The sequence below is a fragment of the Actinoplanes campanulatus genome (assembly GCF_014647795.1).
In the GTDB taxonomy this organism is placed as follows: Bacteria; Actinomycetota; Actinomycetes; order Mycobacteriales; family Micromonosporaceae; genus Actinoplanes; species Actinoplanes campanulatus.
On sequence record NZ_BMPW01000011.1, the window covers coordinates 88,842 to 114,390 of the forward strand.

Annotated in this window: 24 protein-coding genes; 17 read left to right on the top strand and 7 right to left on the bottom strand. The window is 72.2% G+C overall.

Going from position 1 to position 25,549, the window contains the following annotated elements:
• Positions 1-24 precede the first annotated feature (24 nt).
• Complete coding sequence (thiC, locus tag IEZ13_RS21965; protein ID WP_306421538.1) at positions 25-1,584, top strand: phosphomethylpyrimidine synthase ThiC; 1,560 nt, start codon at positions 25-27, stop codon at positions 1,582-1,584.
• A 46-nt stretch (positions 1,585-1,630) separates the two neighbouring features.
• On the opposite strand, the gene IEZ13_RS21970 is transcribed toward thiC, so the two are convergent.
• Together IEZ13_RS21970 and IEZ13_RS21975 are read right to left on the bottom strand one after the other, a co-directional pair.
• Entirely contained in the window at positions 1,631-2,050 is a 420-nt protein-coding gene (locus tag IEZ13_RS21970) for a ribonuclease domain-containing protein (RefSeq protein ID WP_183222860.1), read from the bottom strand.
• Between the two features lie 122 nt (positions 2,051-2,172).
• The gene (locus IEZ13_RS21975) at positions 2,173-3,696 is read right to left on the bottom strand and encodes a hypothetical protein (protein ID WP_183222861.1); all 1,524 of its coding nucleotides are present in this window, start codon (positions 3,694-3,696) and stop codon (positions 2,173-2,175) included.
• Positions 3,697-4,221: 525 nt separating this feature from the next.
• Here IEZ13_RS21975 and IEZ13_RS21980 point away from each other — a divergent pair.
• From IEZ13_RS21980 to IEZ13_RS22000, 5 genes are read left to right on the top strand one after another with little or no spacing between them, the layout of a single operon-like run.
• The gene (locus IEZ13_RS21980; protein ID WP_183222862.1) at positions 4,222-6,951 is read left to right on the top strand and encodes a sensor histidine kinase; all 2,730 of its coding nucleotides are present in this window, start codon (positions 4,222-4,224) and stop codon (positions 6,949-6,951) included.
• Positions 6,948-7,355, top strand: a complete 408-nt coding sequence (locus tag IEZ13_RS21985) for a roadblock/LC7 domain-containing protein (protein ID WP_183222863.1) — start codon at positions 6,948-6,950, stop codon at positions 7,353-7,355. The genes IEZ13_RS21980 and IEZ13_RS21985 overlap by 4 nt, the downstream gene beginning before the upstream one ends.
• 42 nt (positions 7,356-7,397) lie before the next feature.
• Positions 7,398-7,760: a DUF742 domain-containing protein gene (locus IEZ13_RS21990; RefSeq protein ID WP_183222864.1), complete on the top strand. Its 363-nt coding sequence runs from the start codon at positions 7,398-7,400 to the stop codon at positions 7,758-7,760.
• Positions 7,741-8,352 carry a GTP-binding protein gene (locus tag IEZ13_RS21995; protein ID WP_183222865.1) on the top strand — a complete coding sequence of 204 codons (612 nt, stop codon included), beginning with the start codon at positions 7,741-7,743 and terminating at the stop codon, positions 8,350-8,352. Before IEZ13_RS21990 ends, IEZ13_RS21995 begins: the two co-directional genes overlap by 20 nt.
• Positions 8,303-8,905: a GNAT family N-acetyltransferase gene (locus tag IEZ13_RS22000; protein ID WP_183222866.1), complete on the top strand. Its 603-nt coding sequence runs from the start codon at positions 8,303-8,305 to the stop codon at positions 8,903-8,905. The genes IEZ13_RS21995 and IEZ13_RS22000 overlap by 50 nt, the downstream gene beginning before the upstream one ends.
• Before the next feature lie 376 nt (positions 8,906-9,281).
• On the opposite strand, the gene IEZ13_RS22005 is transcribed toward IEZ13_RS22000, so the two are convergent.
• Entirely contained in the window at positions 9,282-10,427 is a 1,146-nt protein-coding gene (locus IEZ13_RS22005) for a uroporphyrinogen-III synthase (protein ID WP_183222867.1), read from the bottom strand.
• A gap of 628 nt (positions 10,428-11,055) precedes the next feature.
• On the opposite strand from IEZ13_RS22005, the gene rplM reads away from it, so the two are divergent.
• The 3 genes from rplM (at position 11,056) to glmM (ending at position 13,548) form a co-directional block, all read left to right on the top strand.
• A complete protein-coding gene (rplM, locus tag IEZ13_RS22010) occupies positions 11,056-11,499 on the top strand; it encodes a 50S ribosomal protein L13 (protein WP_014440773.1) in 444 nt (147 codons plus the stop codon).
• Between the two features lie 20 nt (positions 11,500-11,519).
• Positions 11,520-12,017: a 30S ribosomal protein S9 gene (rpsI, locus tag IEZ13_RS22015; protein WP_183222868.1), complete on the top strand. Its 498-nt coding sequence runs from the start codon at positions 11,520-11,522 to the stop codon at positions 12,015-12,017.
• Between the two features lie 175 nt (positions 12,018-12,192).
• Positions 12,193-13,548, top strand: a complete 1,356-nt coding sequence (gene glmM / locus IEZ13_RS22020; protein ID WP_183222869.1) for a phosphoglucosamine mutase — start codon at positions 12,193-12,195, stop codon at positions 13,546-13,548.
• On the opposite strand, the gene IEZ13_RS22025 is transcribed toward glmM, so the two are convergent.
• Entirely contained in the window at positions 13,545-14,714 is a 1,170-nt protein-coding gene (locus IEZ13_RS22025) for a pyridoxal phosphate-dependent aminotransferase (RefSeq protein ID WP_183222870.1), read from the bottom strand. The two genes, glmM and IEZ13_RS22025, sit on opposite strands and share 4 nt — an antisense overlap.
• The gene (locus IEZ13_RS22030; protein ID WP_183222871.1) at positions 14,711-15,565 is read right to left on the bottom strand and encodes an MmpS family transport accessory protein; all 855 of its coding nucleotides are present in this window, start codon (positions 15,563-15,565) and stop codon (positions 14,711-14,713) included. Before IEZ13_RS22030 ends, IEZ13_RS22025 begins: the two co-directional genes overlap by 4 nt.
• 170 nt (positions 15,566-15,735) lie before the next feature.
• Here IEZ13_RS22030 and glmS point away from each other — a divergent pair, with 170 nt between their 5' ends.
• A complete protein-coding gene (gene glmS / locus IEZ13_RS22035; protein ID WP_183222872.1) occupies positions 15,736-17,619 on the top strand; it encodes a glutamine--fructose-6-phosphate transaminase (isomerizing) in 1,884 nt (627 codons plus the stop codon).
• A gap of 8 nt (positions 17,620-17,627) precedes the next feature.
• Here the strand turns inward: glmS and IEZ13_RS22040 are convergent, their stop codons facing one another.
• Both IEZ13_RS22040 and IEZ13_RS22045 read right to left on the bottom strand, forming a co-directional pair.
• On the bottom strand, positions 17,628-19,100 hold the full coding sequence (locus IEZ13_RS22040) for an alpha/beta hydrolase (protein WP_183222873.1): 1,473 nt from the start codon (positions 19,098-19,100) through the stop codon (positions 17,628-17,630).
• A gap of 46 nt (positions 19,101-19,146) precedes the next feature.
• Positions 19,147-19,434: a type VII secretion target gene (locus tag IEZ13_RS22045; RefSeq protein WP_183222874.1), complete on the bottom strand. Its 288-nt coding sequence runs from the start codon at positions 19,432-19,434 to the stop codon at positions 19,147-19,149.
• 159 nt (positions 19,435-19,593) lie between these two features.
• On the opposite strand from IEZ13_RS22045, the gene IEZ13_RS22050 reads away from it, so the two are divergent.
• Genes IEZ13_RS22050 through tsaB form a run of 7 tightly spaced genes read left to right on the top strand, consistent with a single transcriptional unit; the run spans position 19,594 to position 25,536 of the window.
• A complete protein-coding gene (locus tag IEZ13_RS22050; RefSeq protein ID WP_183222875.1) occupies positions 19,594-19,968 on the top strand; it encodes a holo-ACP synthase in 375 nt (124 codons plus the stop codon).
• Between the two features lie 12 nt (positions 19,969-19,980).
• The gene (locus tag IEZ13_RS22055; protein WP_183222876.1) at positions 19,981-21,432 is read left to right on the top strand and encodes an NAD(P)H-hydrate dehydratase; all 1,452 of its coding nucleotides are present in this window, start codon (positions 19,981-19,983) and stop codon (positions 21,430-21,432) included.
• A gap of 39 nt (positions 21,433-21,471) precedes the next feature.
• Positions 21,472-22,593 (top strand): alanine racemase, encoded by a 1,122-nt coding sequence (gene alr / locus IEZ13_RS22060; protein WP_183222877.1) that lies wholly within the window; start codon positions 21,472-21,474, stop codon positions 22,591-22,593.
• A complete protein-coding gene (locus IEZ13_RS22065; protein ID WP_183222878.1) occupies positions 22,590-23,657 on the top strand; it encodes an alpha/beta fold hydrolase in 1,068 nt (355 codons plus the stop codon). The genes alr and IEZ13_RS22065 overlap by 4 nt, the downstream gene beginning before the upstream one ends.
• On the top strand, positions 23,654-24,103 hold the full coding sequence (tsaE, locus tag IEZ13_RS22070) for a tRNA (adenosine(37)-N6)-threonylcarbamoyltransferase complex ATPase subunit type 1 TsaE (protein ID WP_183222879.1): 450 nt from the start codon (positions 23,654-23,656) through the stop codon (positions 24,101-24,103). The genes IEZ13_RS22065 and tsaE overlap by 4 nt, the downstream gene beginning before the upstream one ends.
• Positions 24,100-24,783: a uracil-DNA glycosylase gene (gene ung / locus IEZ13_RS22075; protein ID WP_183222880.1), complete on the top strand. Its 684-nt coding sequence runs from the start codon at positions 24,100-24,102 to the stop codon at positions 24,781-24,783. The genes tsaE and ung overlap by 4 nt, the downstream gene beginning before the upstream one ends.
• 9 nt (positions 24,784-24,792) lie before the next feature.
• Positions 24,793-25,536 (top strand): tRNA (adenosine(37)-N6)-threonylcarbamoyltransferase complex dimerization subunit type 1 TsaB, encoded by a 744-nt coding sequence (gene tsaB, locus IEZ13_RS22080; RefSeq protein ID WP_183222881.1) that lies wholly within the window; start codon positions 24,793-24,795, stop codon positions 25,534-25,536.
• Positions 25,537-25,549 lie beyond the last annotated feature (13 nt).

Here is a 25,549-nt window from a genome sequence, read left to right on the forward strand (position 1 = left end):
CGGCGGTCGAGGATGCCTGCTGCCATGCGATGCCGGGTTTGTACTACTTTGGGAGGTCTCGTGAGGCGCAAGGTCTACGTGGAAGGTCCCCGCCCGGACATCCGGGTGCCGTTCACCGAGGTGGTGCTCACCGGCGACCACCCGCCGGTGCGGCTCTACGACACATCCGGTCCCGGCAGCGAACCCGCGGTCGGGCTGCCGCCGCTCCGGAAACCCTGGCAGACCGGCCGCACCCAGCTCGCCAGCGCGCGGGCCGGGGTCGTCACGCCGGAGATGGAGTACGTCGCGGTCCGCGAGGGCGTCGCGCCGGAGGTCGTCCGGGACGAGATCGCGGCCGGGCGGGCCGTGCTGCCGGCCAACCGGAACCACCCCGAGTCCGAGCCGATGATCATCGGGTCCCGGTTCCTCGTGAAGGTCAACGCGAACATCGGCACCTCGGCGGTCACCTCGTCCGTCGACGAGGAGGTGGAGAAACTCACCTGGGCCACCCAGTGGGGCGCCGACACGGTGATGGACCTGTCCACCGGGCCGCACATCCACGAGACCCGGGAGGCGATCGTCCGGAACTCGCCGGTGCCGATCGGAACCGTGCCGCTCTACCAGGCGCTGGAGAAGGTCAAGGGGGATCCGCTCAAGCTGACCTGGGAGATCTTCCGGGAGACCGTCATCGAGCAGGCTGAACAGGGCGTCGACTACATGACGATCCACGCGGGCGTACTGCTCGCCTATGTGCCGCTGGCCGCTGAGCGGATCACCGGGATCGTGTCGCGCGGCGGGTCGATCATGGCGGCCTGGTGTCTCGCCGAGCACCGGGAGAACTTCCTCTACACGCACTTCCGGGAGCTGTGCGAGATCTTCCGGGAGTACGACATCACGTTCTCGCTCGGGGATGGCCTGCGGCCCGGGTCGATCGCGGACGCCAACGACGAGGCGCAGTTCGCCGAACTGCGGACCCTCGGGGAGCTGACGCACATCGCGTGGGAGTACGACGTCCAGGTCATGGTCGAGGGGCCGGGACACGTACCCATGCATAAGATCAAGGAGAACGTGGATCTCCAGCAGGAGCTGTGCTCGGGGGCGCCGTTCTACACGCTCGGGCCGCTCGCCACCGACATCGCGCCCGCCTACGACCACATCACGTCGGCCATCGGGGCGGCGATGATCGGGATGTTCGGTACGGCGATGCTCTGCTACGTGACGCCCAAGGAGCATCTGGGGCTGCCGAACAAGGAGGACGTCAAGGCCGGGATGATCGCGTACAAGATCGCGGCACACTCGGCCGACCTGGCGAAGGGGCACGCGGGGGCGCAGGAGTGGGACGACGCGCTGTCCCGGGCCCGGTTCGACTTCCGCTGGGAGGACCAGTTCGAGCTGGCGCTCGACCCCGGGACCGCTCGCGCCTACCACGACGAGACGCTGCCGGCGGCTCCGGCCAAGACGGCGCACTTCTGCTCCATGTGCGGGCCGAAGTTCTGTTCCCTGCGGATCAGCCACGAGATCCGGGCGGCGGGGATGAAGGCCAAGTCCGAGGAGTTCGTGTCGGCCGGCGGGCGGGTCTACCTGCCGGTCACGCCGACGGCCTAGCGGAATGCGGCGCGGTGGCCGCCAGGGGGCGGCCACCGCGTACGTTTCAGAGCTTGTAGAACGTGACGTAGTGGTCCGGGGTGAAGTAGGCGACGCGGGTGCTGCGGTTGACGACGATGCGGTAGGCGTCGCGGGCGGCCCCGCGGTTGCGGGAGTAGACGTCGTACTCGCTGTAGGTGGCGGACGGGAGCTGGCCCTCGCGGTTGTAGAACCGGCCGCCGGTGTAGTTGTAGTTGCCGTACGGCCAGGAGTACCAGCCGGCGGTGGTGGGCCAGCCCAGGGACTGCCAGCCGGTGAACGCGGTGCGGGCGGCCGAGCAGCGGCTGATGGTGCAGCTGCTGTAGACAGCGGCGTAGGCCGCGTCGGTCGTGGTGGGGGCCACTACCGCGGGGGCTGCCAGGGCCGTGCCGGCCAACGCGAAGACGAGGGCGAACTGGGAGAGGAAGCGGCCGATACGAGTGATCATGATCGGACTCCGATGCCGTCGAGGGGGGACCCGGACATCGACAATCGTCACCGCTCGGTAGGGGCGGCGGTACCTCTCAAACCCATCATTCCATCGGCGTTCGCCGATGTTTTACGGGGTGGTCAGTTGCCGAGCCGGTTCACCCAGTCGACGTAGTCCTCCTCCTTGCGGCCCATCGCGCCGCGCTGGGCGGGGGCCGGGGCGACCGGCGGCGGGGCGATCGGCTGGGGCTGCGGCAGCGGGGCGCTGATCGGGGTCGGCTCGGGGGTGAGCGGGGCGCGCGTCGCCACCCGCGGGTGCTCGGCGGTGTCGACGCCCACCCGGGGGCCGGGCGGCCCGGCCGTGAAACCGTTGAACGAACCGGTGTCACCGGTCAGGGCCGGGGACGGCGCGGGGGCCTCGGGAGCGCCGCGCCGCGTACGCCATCCGCGCCGAAGGCCGGCGCCCATGCCGCGCTTGGCGGGCTGCTGCCCGGAGAAGCGCGGCTCGGCGTCGCCGGACGGTGCCTGACCGAACGGGGATCCGGTGCCGGAGGTGAACGGCGAGACGGGCGCCGCCGCGGCCAGGTCCTGCAACGGGTGCGGGCGGTCCCCGGCGCCCACGGTGAACACGCCGGTGTCGGACGGCCGGAGCTGGTCCTCGGGGCGCTGGGCCGCGACGGCCGCGGCGGCGGCGATCGCCGACTGCACCGGAACGTCCCGGCGGGGCAGGCTGGCGCGGCCGGAGACGGGCTCGGGCTTGGCGTCGGCGGGGGAGTCGTCGGCGGGGGCGTCCGGCTCCGCGGCGGGGGCCGGCTCGGCGCCGCCGCCGCGGACGATCGCGGCCAGGACCGAGCCGAGCACGCCGGCGCCGGCCGCGGTCATGGCCGCCCAGTACGGGCTGAGCTCGAAGCCGGCCGCCGAACCGGGGCCGGCGATCAGATAGGCGAGGGTCAGCAGCACCGGGCCGGCCAGGCCGCTGAGCGCCACCGCGAAGGTGGACAGTTTCCGGCCGCGGGCCACCAGTCCGAGGATCAGGCCGGTGAGCAGCGCCAGGACGGGCATCGTGACGAACGGCGTGTGCTCGGTGGCGGCGGCCGGGATGAGCCTGCCCTCGAGCACGCCGAGGCGGGCCGCGACCGGGGTCTCGCCGGGCAGCAGGGACGGCACGACGGAGATCAGCGCGACGACCCAGACGATGACGCTCAGGGTGGCGACGCTCCAGCGGGCCACGGGCTTCGCGGCGGCGGCGGCCGCGGCGAAGATGCCGACCGCGGCGGCGAGCGCGGCGCAGATGCCGATGACCACGACCGGCTGCACACCGGCGATGTGGGCGGCGCGGGCCGGCTGCATGGTCAGCGGCAGTACGGCGAGGGCGCCGAAGCCGGCGGCCAGGCCCATGGCGAGGGAACCGGCGGCGCCGACCGGGCGGGGCGACCAGCGGGGCCGGAGCCCGGTGGCGACCACGGCGCCGATCGCCGCGGCGGACATCGTGATCCACGCGACCCAGGCGAGTTGCGCTGTCCACTGATCACGCTGGGTGACTTCCAGAGTCTGGTCGAGCCGCACCATGCCGAGCCCGTAAGCGATGCCGAGTTGACCTGCGCCGACGACGGCGGCGGCCATGGTGGTGGCGGCCAACAGCTTCAGCCAGCTCCGAAATGCCATGCCGGGCACGTTACGGAATGTTCCGCAGGATGCGCCAGTCCGGGTCGTCCTTCTTAAGGCGGCCTAAAGTCGTTACGGTCTATGATCGAAAAACGTCGATCGAAATTCGGTCACCCACGGTAATCATTGTGCGAACTGCGAGCGACTTGCCAGAACGATGGTCCGGAGTGGACACTGTCGCGCACCGGACAACGAGTCCGTCGTGTCGTGCCAAACCTTGCCACCGTGGTCGCGGGACGAAACTCCCAGATAGTGGTTGGAACGAATATGGTGTCCGGTGACCGTGACTTCACGGATGGTTACGTGTGGCGTATTCGTGCACGTCAGTGCTGGTGATCAGATCGGTGCACGGGTTTCACCCGGACGGGCGGGTCCTTTCCGGGAGGTTCCAGGCTTCCCAAAGGCCCCGGCGTTCTGATGAAATCGCCGCGCCGGAAACGCGGCGCCGGACGGGGCCGGACCGCGACCGCCGACAGACCGGCTCCAACCGTGGTGCGGAGCGGTGACGACCACAAAGGAGATGTCGTGAGCACGGGATCCTCGACCCTGGCTGCGCGACGTGGTGGCTTCCTCGGTCTGCGCAACGCACGGCTGCGCGCGAAACTCGCCGTACTGCTCGTCATCCCGCTGGCCGCGGTGCTCGCGCTGGCGAACGTACGGCTCATGGAGGTCGGCGAGCGCGCCAGCGACGCTGAACGGGTGGCCCAGCTCGCCCGCCTGGGCACCGGCCTCGCCACCCTGAGCCGGGCGCTGCACGACGAGCGGATGGCCGCCGTCGAGTACCTGTCCGGGCCGGACGTGCCGGAGACCGGATACCGCGAGGCGATCAAGGCGGTGGACTCGCAGGCCCGCGTCGTCCGTACCGACCGTGCCGAGATCACCGAGGTGCCGTCCCGGGTCGACGACCGCCTCGACCTGATCGATCAGCACCTGAGCGGGCTCGCCGGGTTGCGGGTCACCGTCAGCGGGCGGACCGGGGAGGACCTGGCCGGCGCCAGCCAGCGCTACAGCGAGACCCTGGCCCTCCTCTCCGGCTACGAGTCACTGCTCAGCCAGGTCGCCGAGCCGGGGCCGGTCGCCGACGGGCTGCGCACGCTGGCCGCCTTCTCCGAACTGGAGAGCGCGGTCGCCGAGCAGGCCGCGGTGGCGTACGTGGCCCGGACCACCGGCAGCCTCGACGCCGACCGGCAGAAGGCGCTCACCACCGCCCAGGTCACCCGGGCCCGGGCACTCGCCGAATTCCGTGCGGGCGCCGCCCGGGAACAGATCGCCCTGGTCGACTCGGTCATTGCCGACGAGACGCTGGCCCGCGCCGACGAGCTGTCCACCCGGCTGACCGGACCCGGAGCGGCCGGGGCGGCCGAGATCACCGACACCTTCGGCGACGTGATCGAGTTGCTGAGTGCCGCCGAACGACAACTCGAGGACCAGGTCGTCGCGGTCGCCGAGGACGACAACGAGAGCAGCGGGCGGCGGTCGACCATCGAGTTCGTGGTGGTGCTGCTGGTCGTGATCGCGGCCGTGGCGCTCGCCGTCTACCTCGGCCGCTCGCTGCTGCTGTCGGTCCGCCGCCTGCGGGAGGGCGCGCTCGCCGTCGCCCACCGGGACCTGCCCGAGGCGGTGAGCCGGCTGCACGACGCCGAGAACCTCGGCGAGGGCGGCGTCGACCGGATCCTGGCCCAGACCCGGGACCCCATCGACATGCCCGAGCAGGACGAGTTCGGCCAGGTCGCCGAGGCGTTCAACATGGTGCACCGGGAGGCAGTGCGGGTCGCGGCGGAACAGGCCGCCCTGCGGACCAGCGTCTCCACCATGTTCCTGAGCCTGGCCCGGCGCAGCCAGTCGCTGGTCGACCGGATGATCGGCGAACTCGACCAGATCGAGCGGATGGAGGAGGACCCGAAGCGGCTCGCCCGCCTCTTCGAGCTGGACCACCTCGCCACCCGGATGCGCCGCAACGACGAGAACCTGCTGGTGCTGGCCGGCGCCGAGGTCGGCACCCCGCGCCGCGAGGACGCGCTGCTGATCGACGCGCTCCGGGCCGCCCAGTCCGAGGTCGAGCTCTACCACCGGATCGAGTTCGGCACCCTCGACACCGACGTGCTGGTCGCCGCGGCCGCCGTCAACGACGTGGTGCGCCTGATCGCCGAACTGCTGGACAACGCCACCCGCTTCTCCCCGCCGAACACCGTGGTGGTGGCGCACGGCGGCCGCTCCGGCGATCACGCCGTGGTCCAGGTGGAGGACCGCGGACTGGGCATCTCCGCCGACCAGATGGAGCAGCTCAACCGGCGGCTCAGCGAGCCGTCCGAAGTGGATGTGGCCACCTTCCGCCTGATGGGCTTCGCGGTGATCGGGCGGCTGGCGTCCCGGCACGGCATCCGCGTCGAGCTGCGGCCCGGCCCCGAGGGCGGCACCCTCGCCGAGGTGATCCTGCCGGCCGACATCGTGGTGCTGCCCGGCGCGCCGGCCGCCCCGCCGTCCCGGGCGGCCAGCTGGACCCGGCCGGGCCCGCCGCCGCAGGCGCCCACCGGCATGCCGCGCACCGTGGAGAGCCGGCCGCCGATCCGCACCGCCGCGCCCGTCGCGCCCCCGCCGCGGCCGCAACCGGTCGCGGCACCCGCTGAACCGGACTTCGTGCCGACCCCCGACCGGCCGCCGCTGCCGACCCGGACACCCCGTCCGGCCGACGACCCGCCGGCCGGGCTGCCCACTGCCCCGGTCGGTTTGCCCACGGCCGCGGCCGGGCTGCCCACTGCCCCGGTCGGTTTGCCTGCGGCCCCGGTCGGGCTGCCGTCCGTCGCCGCGCCCATCCGGATGGAGGTTCAGCACAGCTGGTTCGCCGGTGAGCTGGCGGCCACCAACCAGCAGGGCATGCCGACGGCCGGATACGCGCCACCGCCGACCGCGGTCACGGTCAAGGCCGAGCCGGTCGAACCGACGAAGCCGAAACCACGCTCGTCGGCCGAGGACCGCTGGCGTACCGCGGCCGACGAGGGCTGGCATCGGGCCATGGCGGCGTCCGCCCCCAAGGACGGCGGCACCACCCGGTCCGGCCTGCCGAAGCGGGTTCCACAGGCGCAACTCGTCCCCGGTGGGGTGCAGGAGATCCCACGGGCACAACATCGTCGCAGTCCCGATGAGGTTCGCGGCCTGCTTTCCGCGTACCACAGGGGAGTGCAACGAGGGCGGACGGACGGCGTGGCCGAGACCGCCGCCGCGGCAACACCGGCTCCTAAGGAGAGGGAACAGTGACCAGGCCCCCCACCATGCATGACATGGGCTGGCTGCTCAGCAACTTCGCGGACAGCGTCGCAGGCATCGCGCACGTGATCGCGGTCTCGGCGGACGGGCTGCTGCTGGCCTCATCCCGGGACCTGCCGGCGGACCGGGCCGACCAGCTCGCCGCGATCACATCCGGCGTGGTCAGCCTCACCGACGGCGCGTCCCGGATGTTCAGCGCCGGCGCGGTGCAACAGACCATCATCGAAATGGAGAGCGGCTATCTTTTCCTGATGTCCATCAGCGACGGTTCCTCGATGGCCGTCCTGGCGGCGCGTAACAGCGACGTCGGCCAGGTCGGTTACGAGATGGCCCTGCTGGTGGAACGCGTCGGCGCGGCCCTGTCGCCGGCGCCCCGCGAGGCCGTCAGTTACTAGCGCCGGGTCCGACCGACCCGGCGGAGACGAGGTGACCGCGACATGACACAGCCGCAAGATCCCCGGGGCAACCTGGTGCGGCCGTACGCGGTCACCCGTGGCCGGACCGAACCGATCCGGGACATCCCGATCGAGGCGGTCCTGATCGCCAGCGCGGCGGCCGTGCAGGAGGCACGGTTCGCCGGGCACGACAAGTACCGCATAGCCGTGCTGTGTGAGCCGAAGGCGCTGTCGCTCGCCGAACTGGCGGCGCACACCAGGTTGCCCTTGGGCGTGGCCCGGGTGCTCGTCGCCGACATGGTGGCCGACGGGCTGCTTCAACTACACAGTGCCGCTCCCAAGACGGGGTTCACGGAGCGGATGGACCTGCTGGGAAGGGTGTTGGGTGGACTTCGCAAGCTCTGAGCGGACGGGGCCGAATCCCGCGGAGATCACGTCCGCGAAGATCGTCGTCGCGGGTGGTTTCGGTGTGGGGAAGACGACCCTGGTCGGGGCGGTCTCCGAGATCGAGCCGCTGACCACCGAGGCGGTGATGACCGTGGCCGGTGCCGGCATCGACGACGCGTCGAAGGTGCCAGGCAAGGAGAGCACCACGGTCGCGATGGACTTCGGCCGGATCACGATGGCCGACGACCTGATCCTCTACCTCTTCGGAACCCCAGGTCAGACCCGGTTCTGGTTCATGTGGGACGAGCTGATCCGGGGTGCGGTCGGCGCCGCGGTGCTGGTCGACACACGACGGCTCACCGACGCCTTCGCGCCACTGGACTACTTCGAGAACCGGCATCTGCCCTACCTCGTCGCGATCAACTGCTTCGACGGCGCGCCACGGTACGAGCCCGACGAGGTGCGTGAGGCGCTCGCCATCCCGGCGCGGGTGCCGCTGCTGATGTGCGACGCGCGGCATCGCGAGTCGGTCAAGGCCGTGCTGATCGGGGTGGTCGAGCATGCGATGGCGACCCTGGTTGCCGAACACGAGGCCGCGGCGGTCGGCTAACCCACGCCGGGCGCACACCTTCCCCGACCTGGTCCTGCGGACCGATCGGCTGGTGCTGCGGGAGCTGCGGGAAACGGACGCCGGCGACGTCGTCGCCGGCGCCTCCGACGAGATCACCCAACGCTGGCTGCCGCTGCCCCGGCCCTACACCGAGCGGCACGCGCTGCTGCTCATCAACCGGCTGGCCCCGGGCACCCGGGCCACCGGCCGGGGTCTGATCCGCGCGGTCGAGCACGCGGGCGTCTTCGCCGGCGTGATCGATCTCAAACGCGCCGACTGGATGGCCCGCTCCGTCGAGATCGGCTACTGGGCCATGCCGGGCGTCCGCGGCCGCGGCGTGACCACCGAGGCGGTCACCGTCCTCACCCGCTGGGTGCTGCACGACTTCGGCTTCGAACGTGTCGAGCTCCGTGCCGCACCCGGCAACCGCGCCTCCCACCGCGTCGCCGTCAAGGCCGGCTTCGTCGCCGAGGGCGTCGCCCGCAGCGCCGGCACGCTCCGCACCGGCCGCACCGACCTGACCGTCTACAGCCGCATCCGTGGCGACCGTTGAGGATCAATCAAGATCAAAAGCTGATGTCGTGGCTGGGTGGGTGGTGCAGACCGTCGCTCCCGCCGAGGGCCCGGGGTGACTCGCTGGCCGCTGGCGCGTCCAAAACGCTCCCCACCCCGGGCGACGTGCGTGAGCCTGACCGGGCGGCTGGCGCCGCACGGGTCCGACCCGGGCGGCTGGCTCCCAGGGCTGTCTCAAGCATCCCGAAACAGCGCTCAGGGCCAGCCGGGGTTGGGGTGAGGGTGACCTCTCACGCACGTCGCCGGGTGGGGGTGGCCGTTCAGGAGCCGCCAGGCGACTGGCCGCCCGCGCCCGGCCCTCGGCGGGAGCAGCGGTCTGTATCACCCACCCAGCTGCGACATCCTGATTTTGATCTTTAAGTGGGGATTCGGTAGCCGCGCTTGACGACGGTCTGGACCACGCCGGGGAGGGCGAGGCCGGCGCGGAGACGGGCGACGGCCATCTCGACCGCGTGTTCGTCGGCGCCGCGGGGGAGGGCCTGGAGCAGGGCGGCGCGGGACAGGACGCGGCCGGGGGAGCCGGCCAGGGCGCGCAGCACCGCCATCGGGGCGGGGGCCAGGGGGCGCAGCTCGCCGTCGACGATGGCGGCGTGTCCGCGCAGGGTGAGGGAGTGGCCGGAGACCTGGAGCGTGACGGCGCGTTTGGGCAGCTCGTCGACGATGGTGCGGACCAGCGAGTTCAGGCGGGCGCGGCCGGGAACGGCCACCGGGATGCCGTGCCGTCGCAGCGGGGCCGAGGTGACCGGGCCCACGCAGGCGGCCAGGACGTCGTCGCGGAGAGCGTCCAGGAGGGCGTCGGCTCCGGTGCCGGCGGCGCGCAGCACGGCCTGGACGGCGGCGGCCGAGGTGAACGTCACGGCGTCGACCAGGCGGGCGATGATCAGATCGACCAGGCGGTGCAGCGGCGCCGGATCGGTGGGCGGCGCCCAGCGGTAGACCGGCAGCTCGATGACGTGGGCGCCGGCCGACTCCAGGGCCTCGGTGTACTCCGGCTGGCTCTCGCCGTGCAGCTGCATGGCCACGATCCGGCCGTCGATGCCGCGCGCGGTCAGGTGCTCGACCACCTCCTCGTAGCCCTCGCCGTCCGGTGACCAGTCGTCGCGCAGGCCGGCGGACCGGACCGCGGCCTTGGCCTTCGGGCCCCGGGCGACCAGGTAGGCGCCGGACAGCACCGCGTGCAGCGGCTCGGCCAGGCCCCAGCCCTCGGCGGCCTCCAGCCAGCCGCGCATGCCGATGCCGGTGTTGACCAGCACGATGTCGGGTGGACTGTCCAGACAGGAACGGGTGGCGGCGCGCAGCTCGGCGTCGTCGGAGATGGGGACGATGCGCAGCGCGGGAGCCACCACGACCCGGGCGCCACGCGCCTCCAGCAGGGTGGACAGCTCGTCCTTGCGGCGGTCCGCGGTCACGCCGACGGTGTAGCCGGACAGCGACGCCGCCGGCTCCGCCAGTGCGGCAGCCGTCAGCACCGCCCGCCGGGCGCCCGGGGTGCGGTCGATCATCCGATCCCCGGGCCGAGAAGTCGCGGCGTGGCCGAACGGTCCACCGAAGGGCACGCTCGAAGCCCGCCGTCCTCAGCGTCGACCCGCTCCCATGCCACGCTTGCGGTCCTCGCCGTACCTCCGTCCGGGGCACGCCGCGACTCCTCCTCACCGAACCGGGCAACCGGTCCGGCGAACACCGTCAGGTCCGTCCTCAACCCTGACGGCGGTCTCTCCATGGTGCGCCCGCGAGCGCGGCTTCGGCCACTGCCGGGCCGCGTCGTCGTGAGGTCCGCACCGTTGGCCATGACCGAAGCGTGCCGTGGGCGAATTTCGGCAGAGCGTCCCGTTTGTTTCAGGCCTGCTAAGTCGGTGGTGGTGGGATACGCCACCCGCTTCGGGCGTGTCGGTGGCGCGGAGTATGCTGGCCTTGCTTGGAGTTCCACAGGGCTGAGTGTCTGCAACTAGGATGCTCGCCGGTTCACTGGTGCCCTGAACACCGCCTGTTTTGACCGCTCGCCGCGTAGCCGGGTATTGTTGCCTGCTGTTGTGCGACTGTTGCGAGTGGTCCCTGTGCGGGGTCGCTTGACGCATCTGCTCGATGCGACCAGCGCGCGCCCCCAGACCGACGACGAGACAAGGTAATTCTGTGCGTACGTACAGCCCGAAGCCGGGTGAGATCGAGCGTCAGTGGCACATTATCGACGCTTCTGACGTCGTTCTGGGCCGCCTGGCTACCCACACGGCCAACCTCCTGCGCGGTAAGCACAAGCCGACGTTCGCCCCGCATGTCGACACCGGCGACTTCGTGGTGATCATCAACGCCGGCAAGGTGGCGCTTACCGGTAACAAGCGTCAGACCAAGGTCGCCTACCGGCACTCCGGCTACCCCGGTGGTCTGAAGCAGGTCGGCTACGAGGAGCTCCTGACCAAGCGTCCGGAGAAGGCGATCGAGCTGGCCGTCAAGGGCATGCTCCCGCACAACAAGCTCGCGCGGCAGATCATCAAGAAGCTGAAGGTCTACCCGGGCGCCGAGCACCCGCACGCCGCTCAGCAGCCCCAGCCGTTCGAAATCAAGCAGATCGCGCAGTGAGCGCGGGAGAAGGCAGCAGCATGTCCGACATCATCGAGCCCGAGGTCGTCGAGACCGTCGAGGAGCCCGCTGAGACGGTCGTCGTCGTTGAGACGGCCGCGCCGGCCCCGGTCCGCGCCCCGCGCCCCGGTGACCGTCCGGTCCAGACCGTCGGCCGCCGCAAGGAGGCCATCGTCCGGGTGCGTCTCGTGCCCGGCACCGGCAAGATCACCTGCAATGGCCGTGACCTGGAGAACTACTTCCCCAGCAAGGTGAACCAGCAGCTCATCCGTGAGCCGCTCGTCACCGCTGAGCGCGCCGAGCAGTTCGACGTGATCGCCAACCTGCGTGGCGGCGGCATCACCGGCCAGGCCGGTGCCCTGCGTCTCGCCATCGCGCGGGCCCTGATCACCGTCGAGCCCGACGACCGCCCGGCCCTGAAGAAGGCCGGCTTCCTGACCCGTGACGCCCGCGTCAAGGAGAGCAAGAAGTACGGTCTCAAGAAGGCCCGTAAGGCCCCGCAGTACTCGAAGCGCTGATTTTTTCACGCCTCGTCTGAAACGACGGCCGAGTTCGTCCCCCATCCGGGGGATGCGCTCGGCCGTCGATGTTTCTTACCCCCTTCCCCCTCCCCAACTAGCCGTTCCGGTACTCCTGGTCAGCCGATCGCTGATGCAGGCTTGAGGCCACGTTTACCGGCGAAAGGAAGCCGCCATGGGGCGACTCTTCGGCACCGACGGCGTTCGCGGTCTCGCGAACGGCGATCTGCTCACCCCCGAACTGGCACTCTCGGTCGCGGTCGCGGCCGCCCGGGTGCTGGTCGAGACGGACAGCAGCCACCAACCGCTCGCCATCGTGGGCCGTGACCCCCGGGCCAGCGGCGAGATGCTGGAAGCCGCTGTCGTCGCGGGGCTGACGAGTGCCGGGGCCAACGTGGTGCGGGTCGGCGTGCTGCCCACGCCGGCGGTCGCGTACCTCGTCGGGCAGACCAACGCCGACCTCGGCGTGATGCTGTCCGCGTCGCACAACTCCATGCCGGACAACGGCATCAAGCTGTTCGCGGCCGGTGGCACCAAGCTCCCCGACGAGCTCGAGGAGGCCATCGAGAAGGCGATCGAGGACGGGCACGGGCTGATCGGCCGTCCCACCGGCGCCGGCATCGGCCGGGTCCACGACCTGCTGGACGGGGCCGAGCACTACATCAAGCACCTGGTCGAGTCGATCCCGCACCGGCTGGACGGGGTCAAGGTCGTGGTGGACTGCGCGAACGGGGCGGCCAGTGAGGCCGGGCCGGTGGCGTACCGGGAGGCGGGGGCCGAGGTCATCGCCATCCACGCCGAACCGGACGGGCTCAACATCAACAAGGAGTGCGGCTCCACCCACCTCGACAAGGTCATCGAGGCGGTGCTGCGGGAGGGCGCCGACCTCGGACTGGCGCACGACGGCGACGCCGACCGGTGCCTGGCCGTCACCGCCACCGGTGAGGTCGTCGACGGGGACCAGATCATGGCCATCCTGGCGCTGGCCATGCGCGACAACGGCACCCTCACCGACGACACCCTGGTCGCCACCGTGATGAGCAACCTGGGTCTGCGGATCGCCATGAAGCAGGCCGGGATCAAGCTGCTGGAGACCAAGGTCGGCGACCGGTACGTGCTGGAGGAGCTCCAGAACGGCGACCTGGCCCTCGGCGGCGAGCAGTCCGGCCACATCGTGATGCCGGCCTTCGCCACCACCGGCGACGGCGTGCTCACCGGCCTGCACCTGATGGCGCAGATCGCCGGCTCCGGCAAGTCGCTGGCCGACCTGGCGGCGGTCGTGCACAAGCTGCCCCAGGTGCTGATCAACGTACGCGTCGGGAACCGGGACGCGGGCGCCTCCGCACCGACCGTGCAGGCGGCGGTGGCCCTCGCCGAGAACGAGCTGGGCGAGACCGGCCGGGTGCTGCTGCGCCCGTCCGGCACCGAGCCGCTGGTCCGGGTCATGGTGGAGGCCGCCACCGAGGAGACCGCCCGGACGATCGCCGAGCGGATCGCCGACGAGGTGCGGGCGGCCAGCCCGGCGGCCTAGCCCTTGAGCCTGCGGACCGCCTCGTCGATCACCTCGGGGCGTTTGCAGAAGGCGAAACGGATGAGGTGCCGGCCCGCTTCCTGATGGTCGTAGAAGACCTGGGTCGGCACCGCCACCACCCCGCTGCGGCCGGGCAGGGCACGGCAGAACTCGATGCCGTCCTCCCCGCCCAGCGGGCGGATGTCTGCGGTCACGAAATAGGTGCCCTCAGACGGCAGGACGGCCAGGCCCGCGTCGGTCAGCCCGTCGACCAGACGGTCCCGCCGGTCCCGCAGGCCGGCTGTGAAACCGGTGAAGTAGGAGTCCGGCAGGTTCAGCGCCACGGCCACCGCCGGTTGCAACGGCGCCCCGTTGACGAACGTCAGGAACTGCTTGACCCGCAGGATCGCGGAGACCAGGCGGGCCGGGCCGGTGGCCCAGCCGATCTTCCACCCGGTGCAGGAGAAGGTCTTGCCGGCCGAGGAGATGCGCAGGGTGCGTTCGAGCATGCCGGGCAGGGTGGCGAGCGGGACGTGCGGCGCCGCGGCGTCCGGGAAGACGAGATGCTCGTAGACCTCGTCGGTGACCGCGAACACGTCGTGCTCCCGGCACAGGTCGGCGATCAGCTTCAGCTCGGCCGGGATGAACACCTTGCCGGTCGGGTTGTGCGGGGAGTTCAGCAGCACCAGACGGGTCCGGGGGCCGAACGCCTTGCGCAGCTCATCGGGGTCGAACTCGAACCGCCGGGCCGGGCCGGGGCGCAGCGTGACCGGGCGGCGGACCGCGCCGGCCAGGGCGATCGAGGCGGCGTACGAGTCGTAGTACGGCTCGAAGCACACCACCTCGTCGCCCGGCTCGCAGAGCGCCAGGATCGCCGCCGCGACCGCCTCGGTGGCGCCCGCCGTGACGGCGACCTCGCCGTCCGGATCCCGGGTCAGGCCCCAGAATCGCTGCTCGTGGGCGGCGATGGCGGACCGCAGCACCGGGATGCCGGCGAGCGGAGGGTACTGGTTGGCGCCGCCGGCCAGGGCCTCGGCGGCCGCGGCCAGCATCTCCTCAGGACCGTCGGTGTCCGGGAAACCCTGGCCCAGGTTGACCGCGCCGGTGCGGGCGGCCAGCGCCGACATCTCGGTGAAGATCGTCGTGCCGAACGGGCGCATCCGTGCGACCAGCGGGTCGGACGTCAATTGATCACCAGCTTGTAGCAGCTCGCGGTGGCCAGGCCGCCCTGCGCGCTCTGCTTCACGATCTCCTCGCCGTCCACGGTGGCCCGGCAGCCGATGTCCCCGGCGCCGGTGCCGGTGCGCACGGCGACCACGGAGATCAGCGAGGTGCCCTTCATGGTGGTGGAGATCTTCCACGGCAGCTTGGCGTTCGCCACCCGTTTCGGAGCCTGGCCGAGCTGATCGACGTAGAGGATCTCGGCCGGGCCGTCGCCGGTCACCTCGTAGGTGACCTTGATCTCCCGGCCCTCCCCGATGCCCGGCAGCTCGGTCGGAAGATCGGTGGGCAGGCCGGGCAGCTCCGGGAAGTCGGTCGGCAGACCGGGGAAGTCCGGGGTGTCCTCGGGCAGGGTGGGCAGCGTCGGGTCGATGATCGGCGCGGCCAGTTCCTCGGCCTTGTCGGCGGCGCGCTGCACCAGGATCACCGCGGTGGTCACCACGCCGCCGCAGAGCAGCAGGGTGACGGCCAGGATGAGGGCGATCAGCGGGGCGTTGCTGCGCCGAGGCCCGGACGGGCCCGGCACCGGGTAACCGGCCGGCGGGTAGCCGCCCGGAGGGTAGTCACCCGGTGGGTAGCCGCTCGGTGGGTAGCCGCCGCTCGTCGGCGCCTGCGGTGGGTAGGCGCCGGTCGGGTCCGAGTAGGTGCTCGCCGGGTCCGGGTAGGCGCCGTAATCCGGTGGCCGGCCAGGCGGGGCGTAGTTGACCGGGGGGAACTCCGACGTCGGCGGATAGTCCTCCGGCTGTGGCGGTTGGGCGTGCCCGGGCGTGAACTGAGGCGGTCGGGGCGGTTGTCGGGGTTCGCTCGGATCGCTCATCTTTCCTCCCGGTGAGGGCACCGCTCCCGACGGTACGCCAGGACCGCACGTCCAGATCACTCACCCGTAAGGACACCGATTCCCACCCTAGAGTTCCGATCAAGTGCCATGCTCATAACTGCGGGTACCGAGCATGACGTTTGAGCGAAAGTCGGCTAGGCTGCCTCCCCATGTGTGGGATCGTGGGTTACGTCGGCAATCGACCGGCGTTGAGCATCGTCATCGACGGGCTCCGGCGTCTTGAGTACCGCGGGTACGACTCGGCCGGCGTCGCCATCATCGACAGCGAACTGGTCAAGACCGAGAAGAAGGCGGGCAAGCTCGCCAACCTGGAGAAGGCGCTCGCCGAACGGACCGGCGACGGCATCGAGGCCGGCACCACCGGTATCGGCCACACCCGCTGGGCCACCCACGGCGGCCCGACCGACCGCAACGCCCACCCCCACCTCTCCGCCGACGGGCGGGTGGCCGTCATCCACAACGGCATCATCGAGAACTTCGCCCGCCTGCGCGCCGAGATCGAGGCGACCGGTGTGGAGTTCCGCAGTGACACCGACACCGAGTGCGCGGCCCACCTGCTCGCCGCCGAGATGCGCGCGCTGCGCGAGGCCGGTGGCGTGGACGGGCCGGCCCTGCTCGCCGAGGGCATGCGCCGCGTCGTCCGCCGTCTGGAGGGCGCCTTCACGCTGCTCGCCGTCGACGTCGACGTGCCGGACGCGGTGGTCGCCGCCCGGCGCAACTCGCCGCTCGTGGTCGGCCGCGGCAACGGGGAGAACTTCCTGGCCAGCGACGTGTCGGCCTTCATCGAGCACACCCGCGAGGCGATCGAGTTGGGCCAGGACCAGGTCGTCCTGATCACCCCGGCGGGCATCGAGATCACCGACTTCGACGGGGCGCCGGCGACCGGCAAGGAGTTCCACATCGACTGGGACGCCTCCGCCGCCGAGAAGGGCGGTTACGACTACTTCATGCTCAAGGAGATCGCCGAGCAGCCGCAGGCGATCGCCGACACCCTGCTCGGCCGGCTCTCCGAGCGCGGCGAGATCCTCCTGGACGAGGTGCGCCTCACCGACCAGGACCTGCGTGACGTGGACAAGGTCTTCATCGTGGCCTGCGGCACCTCCTTCCACGCCGGCATGATCGCCAAGTACGCCATCGAGCACTGGGTCCGCATCCCCTGTGAGGTGGAGCTGGCCAGCGAGTTCCGTTACCGGGACCCGATCCTGGACCGGTCCACGCTGGTGATCGTGATCAGCCAGTCCGGCGAGACGATGGACACCCTCATGGCGCTGCGGCACGCCAAGGAGCAGAAGGCCCGCGTCCTGGCGATCTGCAACACCAACGGCTCGACCATCCCGCGGGAGTCGGACGCCGTCCTCTACACCCACGGCGGCCCGGAGATCGCGGTCGCCTCCACCAAGGCCTTCCTCACCCAGCTCGCCGCCTGCTACCTGATCGGGCTGCACCTGGCCCAGATCCGCGGAGTCATGTACGCCGACGAGGTCGCCGCGGTCGTCGAGAAGCTGCGCCAGACGCCGGACGGCATGCGCACCCTGCTCGACCGGATGGAGGAGGTCCGGGAGCTGGCCCGTGACCTGCGGACCGCCTCGACGATCCTGTTCATCGGCCGGCACGTCGGCTTCCCGGTGGCCCTGGAGGGCGCGCTCAAGCTCAAGGAGCTCGCCTACATGCACGCCGAGGGCTTCGCCGCCGGTGAGCTCAAGCACGGCCCGATCGCGCTGATCGACGAGGGCACCCCGGTGGTCTGCGTGGTCCCGTCGCCGGCCGGCCGCGGGGTCATCCGTGACAAGGTGGTCTCGAACATCCAGGAGGTGCGGGCCCGTGGCGCCCGGACCATCGTGATCGCCGAGGAGGGCGACGAGGACGTCCGCGCCTTCGCCGACCATCTCATCCCGGTCCCGCACACGCCGACGCTGCTCGCCCCGCTGATGACCACGATCCCGCTGCAGATCCTCGCGTGCGAGATCGCGACGGCCCGGGGCAACGACGTGGACCAGCCGCGCAACCTGGCCAAGTCGGTCACCGTCGAGTAGCCCGCCGCTCACGGTTTCTCCCCGAGGGTGAGCCGGGCCAGCGCGTCCAGTGCGGGCCGGCCCGGCTCCCAGTAACCGAGGTGACCGGCGTCGGCCTGGCTGGCGAAGACCCGGCCACCGAAACCGGTGTCGACCGGGCTCCGGCCGAACCACAGCTCGTGCGAGCGGTCCGGCAGACCGAGATCCGGGATCAGCAGCTCGCGCGGGGAGACCGCCGCGTACCGGATGACGTCGGTGCGGGACGTCGTGGACCAGATCTGATCGGCGGGCACCTTCAGACCGGCGGCCGAGTCGACGCCGACGCCCGGCGAGCCGACGAAGACCAGCCGGTCGGCGGCCAGCCCCTCGGTGGCCGCCGCCGTGCCCACCACGAGCGAGCCGTAACTGTGCCCCAGCAGGGTCTGATGCGCGGGCGGGCCGTCGTGGGTGACCCGCAGGCTCTCCTGGAAACGGCGCAGACCCGCCGAGCCGTCGACGGCCTGCCGTGCCGAGAACGCCTCGTGCAGGAAGTCCGGAGCGTCGTAGCCCAGCCACAGCACGGCGCTCGTGGTCCGGCCGGGGTCCAGCTCGCCGGCCCGCACGGCCACCCGCTCGGCCCGGGTCAGCTCGCCGCCGAGCGACGCCAGATCCGACGTCATGCCGGGCACGTGGGTGAGGATGTGCGACGCCCGGTCCGGGTCGCCGAGCGCCACCACCGCGCGGCCGTCACCGTCCAGACCAAGCGACACCAGGTAGGCACGCGGGCCGGAGTCGTCCGCCAACCGGGATCGAAGACGGTCGAGGCCCGCCCCGTGCCGGTCGCTCTCGCTGTGCCGGTCGTCCAGGAGCAGCCGGTTGGCGATGTCCCGGTCGGCGACCGGGATCCCGTCGGCGCCCGCGAACGCGGCCGGGTCGGTGACCAGCAACCAGTTCCGCTCGGCCGGGGTCCAGCCGTCCCACCACCGCCGCACCTCGGCCGGGGTGGCGGTGCAGGCCGGGAACGACGTGGCCACCGGGGTGGGCGGCACGTCGGCGAACCCGGCCAGCCGGGCCGCGGCGGACGCGTCGGCCTGCGCCGCCACCTCCAGCGCGGTCGCCAGATCGGCGGCCACCGACCGGATGGCCGCCTGCTCGGTGGGGCGGCCCCGCACCGTACCGGAATCGTCGATCGACAGGCCGGATCGTCGCGCACCGGCCCGCGCCCGGTCGAGCAGCGCGCGGGCCCGGCCGAGGGCCGCGGCGAACTCGCTGAGCGCCTGATCGGCCCGCCAGCAGAGCACCCGGAACAGCGCCAGCCGGCGGCGCAGGCCGTCGATTCTCGTGACGGCGGCCACGGCGGCCGTGCCCGACCAGGAGGCGCGGAGCCGGGCCGGGAGCCGGCCCAGGTCGGTGCCGAGGACGCCGGCCACTGTCGCCCAGCGGCGCCAGGCGAGCGCGGTGGCCAGCCAGCGGGACGGATCGGTGACCCGCAACCGGGCATAGGTGATCGCCAGATCGCTCATCGGGCCGCCTTCACCACGGTGATTGCTGCTTCGGTCGCCAGCTCGGTCATCGCGTCTGCCGGAATCGGGTGGCGGCGCGGTCGTCGGACTCCGCATACGCCTCGGCGGACGCGCGGATCCGCTCCGCCGTGCCGCCGACATCCGTGCCGAGCAGGCCGAGCATGCGCGCGGCGGCGCCGGCGGCCAGTGTGGCGGCGCCGGTGGTGGCCCAGCGCGGCGACGGGTCGGGATCGGGGACCGGACCGGCGGCGCCGGTCACCCGGGCGGCCAGACCGTCCACCGCGGCGGCGTCGCGGCGCAGGCTCTCGGTGTCGACCTCGAGATCGGGATTCATCGGGCAACCTCCAAGCGGGACAGCGGGATGCGCCGACGTTAGAGGCCGGCGGAGATCACCGGGGCGGCCTGTGGACAACCTGTCCACAGGGCTTTCCGTCCTGCCGGGGTCCTGGTAGAGGCCTGGGATGTCATCGGCCGCACCGCTAGGGTGACCGTTGTGATCGTGTCTGTCGGCATCGACGTCGTCCTGGTGGACCGCTTCGCCCGTGCGCTGGAGCGGACCCCGCTTCTCGGAGACCGGCTCTTCACCGAGCCCGAGCGGCTGACCTCGTCCGGAAACCCGCGGTCCCCCGAGTCGCTGGCCGCCCGGTTCGCGGCCAAGGAGGCCGTCGCCAAGGCGCTCGGGGCGCCGGCCGGCCTGCGGTGGCACGACTGCGAGGTCGTCACCGATCCGGACGGGCGGCCGTGGTTGACCGTCTCCGGTACGGTCGCCGCCGCGGCGACCGAGCGGGGCATCGCCCGATGGCACCTGTCGCTGTCGCACGACGGCGGCATCGCGTCCGCGATGGTGGTGGCCGAAGCCGGAGTTTGACCAGGAGGACACATGCGGCAGGCATGGCGGGTGGCCGATGTGCGCGCGGCCGAGAAGACGCTGATGGCGACCCTTCCCGAGGGCACGCTGATGCAGCGGGCGGCGGCCGGGCTGGCCCGGCGGTGCGCCCTCCTGCTGGAGGAGTCCGGCGGGGTCTACGGCGCCCGGGTGCTGCTGCTGGTCGGCAGCGGCGACAACGGCGGGGACACCCTCTACGCCGGCGCGTCCCTGGCCCGGCGCGGCGCCCAGGTGCGCGCGCTGCTGCTCACCCCGGAGCGGGTCCATCTGGCCGGGCTGGCCGCGCTGCGCCAGGCCGGTGGGTTCACCACCCGTGACCTGCCCACCCGTGCCGACCTGATCCTGGACGGCATCGTCGGGATCGGGTCGAGAGGCGGCCTGCGTTCCCAGGCCGCGGCGATCGCGCGCGGGCTCGGAGCGCTTCGCGGGCGTACGGGCGATCGCGCGCTGGTGGTGGCCGTGGACGTGCCGAGCGGGGTGTCCGTGGACACCGGCGACGTGCCCGGCGAAGCGGTGACCGCCGACGTCACGGTCACTTTCGGGTGCCTCAAACCGGCCCACGTGCTCGGCCCGGCCGCGGTCCGCTGCGGTCACGTGGATCTCGTGGACATCGGTCTCGGCCCGGTCCTGGCGGCCGACCCGGCGGTCCGGGTGCCGGAGGCCGCCGACATCGCCGCCTGGTGGCCCCGCACCGGCCCGGCCTCGGACAAGTACACCCGAGGCGTGGTCGGCCTGGCCACCGGCTCGGTCAAGTACCCGGGCGCGGCTCTGCTCTCCACGGCGGGCGCCCTGGCCGGCCCGACCGGGATGGTGCGGTACGCGGGCTCCGCCCACTACGACGTGGTCCGCGCCCACCCGACGGTGGTCGCCTCCCGCAAGGTGGCCGACGCGGGCCGGGTGCAGGCGTGGGTCTGCGGCTCGGGGCTGGGCACCGGCGACGAGGCGCGTACCGAACTGCGCAGTGTGCTGGCCACCCCGCTGCCGGTGCTGCTCGACGCGGACGCGATCACCCTGTTGGTCGGCGGCGAGCACGCCGAGGACCTGCGCCGGGACGCTCCGCTGGTGATCACCCCGCACGACGGCGAGTTCAAGCGGCTGGCCGGGGAGGCGCCCGGCGCGGACCGGGCCGGGGCGGCCGCCCGGCTGGCCGCGTGGACCAACGCCGTGGTGCTGCTCAAGGGCGACCGGACGATCGTCGCCACCCCGGCGGGGGAAATCTGGGCGAATCCCACCGGCAGCCCGGCGCTGGCCACCGCCGGCACCGGGGACGTGCTGGCCGGGCTGCTCGGTTCGCTGCTCGCGGCCGGTCTGCCGGCGGTCCGGGCCGCGGTCATGGCGGCCTACGTGCACGGTCTCGCCGGGCGCCGGGCCGCCGGGGACGGACCCGTCACGGCCTCGGACGTGGCGTCCGCCCTCCGACCGGTCCTCGTCGATCTCCTGGGCTGACCGCAGGAAACTGTCATACCCCTCAGTAGGGTGGATGGCATGTGGCAGGCAGAAGTCCGCGTCGATCTGGACGCGATCCGGGACAATGTCGCGTCGCTGTGCGCCCGCACCTCCGCCGAGGTGCTGGTGGCGGTCAAGGCGGACGGCTACGGGCACGGCATGGTGCCGGCCGCCCGGGCCGCGCTCGCCGGCGGCGCCACCTGGCTCGGTGTCGCCACCCTCGACGAGGCGCTGGCGCTGCGCCGGGCGGGCGTCGAGGCGCCCGTCCTGGCCTGGCTGCTCACCCCCGGGCTCGACCTGCACGAGGGGGTCGGGGCCGGGGTCGACCTGAGCGCCGCGACCACGGCCATGCTCGGCGAGCTGGTCGCCGCCGCCCGCCGGGCCGGCCGCCCGGCCCGGGTGCACCTCAAACTCGACACCGGCCTGGCCCGGGGCGGCGCGGTCCCCGCCGAGTGGGCGGCGCTGTTCGAGGCGGCCGCCAAGGCCCAGGCCGGCGGCGACATCGAGGCGGTCGGGGTGTGGAGCCACTTCGCCTGCGCCGACGAGCCCGGCCACGAGTCGGTCGACCGGCAGCTCGCCGCCTTCCGCGATGGCCTGGCCCTGGCCGAGACCTTCGGGATCGACCCCCGTTACCGGCACATCGCCAACTCGGCCGCCACGCTGACCCGGCCGGACGCCCACTTCGACCTGGTCCGGGTCGGGATCGCGGCCTATGGTCTGTCGCCCGTCGCCGGAGAGACGTACGGTCTGCGTCCCGCCATGACGGCCCGCGCCCGGGTGATGCTGACCAAGCGGGTGCCGGCCGGTCAGGGGGTGTCGTACGGGCTGACCTACACGACCTCCCGGGAGACCACCCTGGCCGTGGTCCCGCTGGGCTACGGCGACGGCGTGCCCCGCCACGCGTCCAGCTCCGGCCCGGTCCGGGTGGGCGGCGTCACGGCGCGGATCGCTGGGCGGGTCTGCATGGATCAGGTGGTGGTGGACGTGGGCGACGAGCCGGTGGCCGCCGGTGACGTGGTGGTCCTGTTCGGGCCGGGCGACGACGGCGAGCCGACGGCCGACGACTGGGCCGCCGCGACCGGCACGATCAACTACGAGATCGTCACCCGGTTCGGCAGCAGCCGGATCCCACGGCACTACGACGGGGAGGTCGCTCTGTGAAGCGGTCGAAGGTCGCCAAGCGGGCGGGCATATTCGGGGCCGCGGTCGGTGTGGCCGCGGCCGGCCTGGCCACGGCCTTCGCGGTGGAGCGGGCGCTGGTGCGGCGGTCGGTCAACGCGCCCGGCGACCCCTACGTCGACGAGCCGTTCGGTGACCAGCCGCACGACCGGTCGCTGACGGTCACCGCGGCCGACGGCACCGACCTGCACGTGGAGATCATCGAGCCGACGGGCGCGAGCACCGAGCCGACGATCGTCTTCGTCCACGGGTTCGCGCTGGACATGGGCACCTTCTACTTCCAGCGCAAGGAGCTGGCCGCGCGCGGCACGCACCGGCTGGTCTTCTACGACCAGCCCGGCCACGGCCGGTCCAGCAAGCTCAAATCGGGGACGTACGATCTGGCCGCCCTGGGCCGCTCGCTGGCCGCGGTGCTGGAGGAGACCGTGCCCGAGGGCCGGATCATCCTGGCCGGCCACTCGATGGGCGGGATGACCATCATGGCGTTCGCCGAGCAGTTCCCGGCCTGGTTCGGCAACCGGGTCACCGGCGTGGTGCTGATCTCCACCTCGGCGGGGCTGTTCGACAAGGCCAAGCTGGGCATCACCAACGTGGTGGCCCGGGTCAGCGCCCCGTTCTTCCCGCTGTGGGACAGGGCGGCCCAGCTCGGCGGCGGCACCATCGACCGGGCCCGGGTGGCCTCCTCCGACCTGGCCTGGCTGCTCACCCGGCGGTACGGGTTCGGTGAGACCAAGCCCAGCCCGTCGCTGGTCACCTTCGTCGAGAGCATGAATTCGAAGACGTCGGTGGAGACGCTCACCAAGTACCTGCAGACCCTCTACACGCACAACCGGATCCCGGCGCTGTCCGCCCTGCGCGGCGTCCCGGTGCTGGTCGTGGTGGGGGACCGGGACTATCTGACCCCGGTCACCCACTCCAAGGAGATCATCGAGAACCTGCCCGAGGCCGAGCTGCTCACCATAGAGAACAGCGGCCATGTGGTGATGCTGGAGAAGGCCGACCAGGTCAACGCCGCGCTGATCCCGTTCCTGGAGAAACTCACGTGAAGCTGAAGACGGTCGACGACACCCGTGCGTTCGGGCGGCGGCTGGCCGGCCTGCTGCGGCCCGGTGACCTGGTGCTGCTCACCGGTCCGCTGGGCGCCGGCAAGACGGCCCTGGCCCAGGGGATCGGCGCCGGCCTGGGTGTGGAGGGGCCGATCACCTCGCCGACGTTCGTGATCGCGCGGGTGCATCGTGGGCCGGTCCCACTGGTGCACGCCGACGCGTACCGGCTGGGCGACCGGCCGGACCCGCGCGCCGAGATCGACGACCTCGACCTGGACGCCTCGGCCGACGACGCGGTGACCGTCGTCGAGTGGGGCGTCGGCCTGGTGGAGCAGCTCAACGACGAATACCTGCAGGTCCGTCTGGACCGGCTGGACGACGACACCCGCATCGTCGAGTTGTCGCCGCACGGCGGCGACTGGGCACACCGACTGGAGAGCATGTGAACCTGACCGAGCTGCTGCCCGCCGAGTGGCGTGCCGAGCTGACCCCCCACCTCGACGACGCCGCGACCACCGCTCTGGGCCGATGGGTGGCGGAGGAGTATGCGACGCAGACCATCTACCCGCCGGTGGAGGACCTGTTCGCGGCGTACCGGCTGTGTTCCCCGGAGCAGACCCGGGTGCTGATCCTGGGTCAGGACCCTTATCACGGGCCGGGCCAGGCGCACGGTCTCAGCTTCAGCGTGCGTGACGGGGTCCGCCGGCCGCCGTCGCTGAGCAACGTCTTCAAGGAGCTCAACGAGGACCTCAACGTGCCCAAGCCGGCGGGCGGCGACCTGACCGGGTGGGCGCGGCAGGGTGTGCTGCTGCTCAACGCGGTTCTGACGGTCCGGGCGGGCAAGGCCGGATCGCACGGCAACAAGGGCTGGGAGGCGTTCACCGACGCCACCATCAAGGCCCTCAACGAGCGTGACGAGCGGATCGTCTTCATGCTCTGGGGCAGCTATGCGAAGAAGAAGGCGGCGCTGGTCACCAACCCGGTGCACGCGATCCTGGAGGCCGGCCACCCGAGCCCGCTGAACCGGGTCGGGTTCCTCGGCAGCCGTCCGTTCAGCGCGGCCAACAAGGCGCTGGCCGACGGCGGACGGCCGGTCATCGACTGGGACCCACGGGCCACCGTCTAGGGTCACCCTGTGCTGGTACTGGCTCTGGACACCGCAACCCCCGCCTCGACGGCCGCGCTCGTCGAGGTGACCGTGGACGGTCTGACCGGGGTGGCGGAGCGGCGCACCGTCGATCCGCGCGCCCACGGGGAGCGGCTCGCTCCGGAGATCGCCGCCGTGCTCGCCGACGCCGGGCTCCGGCCGCGGGACGTCACCGCGATCGTGGCCGGTGTCGGGCCGGGGCCCTTCACCGGGCTGCGCGTCGGGCTGGCCACGGCGGCGAGCATGGGGCAGGCGCTGGGCATCCCGACGTACGCGGTGTGCTCGCTGGACGCCCTGGGGCGCGCGGCCGGGCCCGGCCGGGTGCTGATCGCCACCGACGCCCGGCGCCGCGAGGTGTATTTCGCGACGTATGCGGACGGTGAGCGGGTGACCGGGCCGGAGGTGGCCAAGCCGGCCGACGTGGCCGCCCTGGTGCGCGGCGCCACCGGTGGTTCGCTGCCGGCCGGGGTGCTGGTCGGCGCCGAGGAGGCGGGCGGCGGCACGTCGATGGCCGGGCTGGTCGAGCGGGTGGCCGGCGAGGGCGCCCTGAAGTACGGGGACGTGTTCGGCGTGCCGGTCGAGGAGCACCTGCTCTACCCGCCGGGGGCGGCGCTGGTCGCGCTCGCGGCCGAGCGGATCCGGGCGGGCGCGCCGGGCGAGGCGCTGACGCCGCTCTACCTGCGCCGGCCGGACGCGGTGGAGCCGAGCGCCCGCAAGGCGGTGCTCACCTGATGAGCGCCGAGAC

What these genes read in the sequence shown, in the direction of transcription:
- rpsI (WP_183222868.1), top strand. Translation starts at nt 11,520, where the DNA reads ATGTCCGACATCATCGAGCCCGAGGTCGTCGAGACCGTCGAGGAGCCC.
- thiC (WP_306421538.1), top strand. Translation starts at nt 25, where the DNA reads ATGCGATGCCGGGTTTGTACTACTTTGGGAGGTCTCGTGAGGCGCAAG.
- IEZ13_RS21975 (WP_183222861.1), bottom strand. Translation starts at nt 3,696, where the DNA reads ATGGCATTTCGGAGCTGGCTGAAGCTGTTGGCCGCCACCACCATGGCC.
- glmM (WP_183222869.1), top strand. Translation starts at nt 12,193, where the DNA reads ATGGGGCGACTCTTCGGCACCGACGGCGTTCGCGGTCTCGCGAACGGC.
- IEZ13_RS22055 (WP_183222876.1), top strand. Translation starts at nt 19,981, where the DNA reads ATGCGGCAGGCATGGCGGGTGGCCGATGTGCGCGCGGCCGAGAAGACG.
- IEZ13_RS22040 (WP_183222873.1), bottom strand. Translation starts at nt 19,100, where the DNA reads ATGAGCGATCTGGCGATCACCTATGCCCGGTTGCGGGTCACCGATCCG.
- glmS (WP_183222872.1), top strand. Translation starts at nt 15,736, where the DNA reads ATGTGTGGGATCGTGGGTTACGTCGGCAATCGACCGGCGTTGAGCATC.
- IEZ13_RS21970 (WP_183222860.1), bottom strand. Translation starts at nt 2,050, where the DNA reads ATGATCACTCGTATCGGCCGCTTCCTCTCCCAGTTCGCCCTCGTCTTC.
- alr (WP_183222877.1), top strand. Translation starts at nt 21,472, where the DNA reads ATGTGGCAGGCAGAAGTCCGCGTCGATCTGGACGCGATCCGGGACAAT.
- IEZ13_RS22005 (WP_183222867.1), bottom strand. Translation starts at nt 10,427, where the DNA reads ATGATCGACCGCACCCCGGGCGCCCGGCGGGCGGTGCTGACGGCTGCC.
- IEZ13_RS22045 (WP_183222874.1), bottom strand. Translation starts at nt 19,434, where the DNA reads ATGAATCCCGATCTCGAGGTCGACACCGAGAGCCTGCGCCGCGACGCC.
- IEZ13_RS22030 (WP_183222871.1), bottom strand. Translation starts at nt 15,565, where the DNA reads ATGAGCGATCCGAGCGAACCCCGACAACCGCCCCGACCGCCTCAGTTC.
- IEZ13_RS21990 (WP_183222864.1), top strand. Translation starts at nt 7,398, where the DNA reads ATGACACAGCCGCAAGATCCCCGGGGCAACCTGGTGCGGCCGTACGCG.
- IEZ13_RS22000 (WP_183222866.1), top strand. Translation starts at nt 8,303, where the DNA reads ATGCGATGGCGACCCTGGTTGCCGAACACGAGGCCGCGGCGGTCGGCT.